The 2,654-nt window shown below is 55.5% G+C and carries 1 protein-coding gene and 1 pseudogene; one reads left to right on the forward strand and one right to left on the reverse strand.

Translation table 11 applies throughout. The features are described 5' to 3' along the window. Positions 1 to 135: 135 nt before the first annotated feature. Positions 136 to 1,371: a DUF1559 domain-containing protein gene (locus ACF8AM_RS10450; RefSeq protein ID WP_392555587.1), complete on the reverse strand. Its 1,236-nt coding sequence runs from the start codon at positions 1,369 to 1,371 to the stop codon at positions 136 to 138. 768 nt (positions 1,372 to 2,139) lie between these two features. On the opposite strand from ACF8AM_RS10450, the pseudogene ACF8AM_RS10455 reads away from it, so the two are divergent. Then, positions 2,140 to 2,654: pseudogene (locus tag ACF8AM_RS10455) on the forward strand (hypothetical protein); the annotation flags it as partial.

A 2,654-nucleotide genomic window follows, 5' to 3' on the forward strand; every position in this document is an offset into this window, starting at 1 on the left:
TTGTTGTCCAGGTACTCCTGAATCTGGTCTGGATCAGCCGATGGACCGGACTCTGATTCTCCGCAACCGAGGGTGGTTGTGATGACCGCGAAGAAGGTCAGCGCGAAAGCGTGTTTGAGGTTGAATCGCATCGGATCAAAATTCTCCTGAGATGATTTCTTTGGAACTGCGAGTGCCGAGAGCACCCCACAAACCGTAAGGGCTTTCGGCGCCCGGGACGGATTCGGGGTCGTTGTGTTGAGCGTGGGCACCAACTTGTCCGCGATTGGCGTTGCCGGCATCGATCGAGTCGGTGATGAATTTGACCGCACCGTCACCCATCAAGACATGGCATCCACCTTGGTGACGACTTCCCATGGGGCTGGTCGCGATGGAAACGATGTTGGTGTTGTTGATGCACAACGGTGAGTTGGGCGTCAGGATCGTGAAGACCTGTTGGCTAACAGGGCTGCCGTAGGCCCATTTCATGCCGCGAGTTTGTTCGCTGCTGCCAACCTTGGGGGCCGAGCTGAGCCAAAACTGAGGTCGCTCTGGATCAACGTACTGCTCGCAGGAAGTGTTGCCGCCGATGTTGAGCAGGTTGACGGCACCGTCGACTGCTTTGGTTCGTGTGTCGTTGTCACCCAAGTCGGTCACAATTTCACCGAAGGCGATGGTGTTCGAGAGGCCATCCAGGACGTCGCGAAAAGCACACTTTTGTTGGTTCCGGAAGAACCCACGTTGCGAAGCGCGGACACGGGACAAGTAAGACGAGTTGGTGGTTGGGTTGCCATTGCCTCGGTTGCGATAGCCACCCCAAGTGGTGTCGGTGGAGTCGCCGAGACTGGGCCCGTAGTTCGTTCGCCCTTGGCCGGGCAATCCAACACCCGGGTCACTAGGGCAACGAAGCATCGGCAGGCTGGTCATCCAAGGTCCGTAAAAGCCACCGGCACCATTGGTCGCCGAGTTCAGCGGACGTCCTGGCCACGGACCCATCGGTGCGTAGACATTTCCGATGCCGGCCGTGCCTTCGGTGACTTGGTAAGGGTTGCTGATCTGTTCCCACAAACCTTGCTGTTCGAAGAAGGGGGTCAACCCAACCAAGCAGGAAAGATCCAGACGATTGTTGCCCGTGGCGGCCGACCAGGCGTTGGTCCCTGTGCCGTGGGTTCCGCCCTGATGTTCAGGGACTTGGTTGTATGCCGAGTGGTAGTTGTGCAACGCCAAGCCGATCTGCTTGAAGTTGTTGCTGCAGCTCATTCGACGTGCTGCTTCTCGAGCAGCTTGGACGGCGGGCAGCAGAAGTCCAACGAGAACGCCAATGATGGCGATAACAACCAATAGCTCAACCAAAGTGAAACCCTGGTGAATTTTCCGAGACGCAGTTCGCATCACTACTCCAATCAATTCAAGACGAGATAAGAAAAGAAATCCCTCGTAGAGTACAGATAAAGGGAAAGAACGCTCCCAGGTTTTGCGTCGGGTGTGAATGGATTTGCGACAAGGTCCAGTTTTAGGTTGGCGGGGTCACGGTCCTGCTCTCGCGTGAACAGCCACCAAGTTCTCGTTTTTTCGCTGCCTAGGGTGATGTGGTTTTGCGTCACTTAAGTGTCGCCTTCGATGAGTGGAAGGGCAGTGGTTTTCGTTGTGGCGCTTTAAGGGCGAATTGAGGGCCGCAGTGTTTCAGGATTCCAGTTTTTGAAGATGAAAATCGAGCGTTGCACCACCGGGGGGAAGTTCGCTAGCCACTGTTTGAAGATTCGCTGCGATGGCGTGCCGCTATGCGAATCGACCGCTTCCTGCCTTGCTTCGACGGAATGCAAGTTTTGGAAAGTTTTTTTCGAATTGCTTTTGTTGAGTGCTGTGAATGCTCACTTTGCATCTGCAGCAGAGGCTTTTGATCTGCCTTTTCACAGTGAAAGTGCATCAACGAAAGTGCATCAACAATCTGTCGGTAGAGAAGAGTCCGTGGGTGAGGTTCCGCGTATCTGAAGTTGAAACGCAGGCTCGCAAGCTTGTTTTGCAGCTCAAGGAAAAATTGTGAAACGCGCGCGAGGAAGTCGGGTTCTTTGAATCACTCAATCACGTCTCTTCCGGACCGCGGTTGCGACGGCGGCGCTGAGTTTGGTAACGCGAACGGTTCCCGATCGAGGTGTCATTGTGGCTGAAACGAACGAAACCGAAAATCAAGACGCGACTCCGTCGAGCAGCCGGTCCAAGACCACAGTCGCGTCGTTGGCGTTCGTCACGATGTTCACGATGGTCGGATTCGCCTACATGTTTTCGGTGGTGGCAGGTGGCCGAGACATTGATGCCGCTCAGACATTGAACCTGGCATCGGCTCAGTACGTTGCCGGCAACATCGTCGTGGCTGGTGATTTGGCGGCTCGCGCCAAACTGAATGCGGAGGATGCAGATGAAAGAAAGCTGTATCCGATGCAGCAATTTCTGATCGGAGCTGGAGCTTACGCCAGGGCCAATCAGGCGATCTCTCCGCGAGACAAGCACACGCAAATGGAAAAGGCGTTGCCGTATCTCCAGCGAGCCAATGCCCTCGGTTTTCCAGAGGGGCGGGACGCGGAGGGTCATCAGATGTTGGGTGGAACCCTGCACGCGATGGGACGGCACGAGCAGGCCGCCAAGCATTTGGAGAAAGCCGTTGCGATCGACCTGAC

Origin of the sequence: Rhodopirellula sp. JB055 (assembly GCF_043100905.1) — a bacterium.
In the GTDB taxonomy this organism is placed as follows: domain Bacteria; phylum Planctomycetota; class Planctomycetia; order Pirellulales; family Pirellulaceae; genus Rhodopirellula.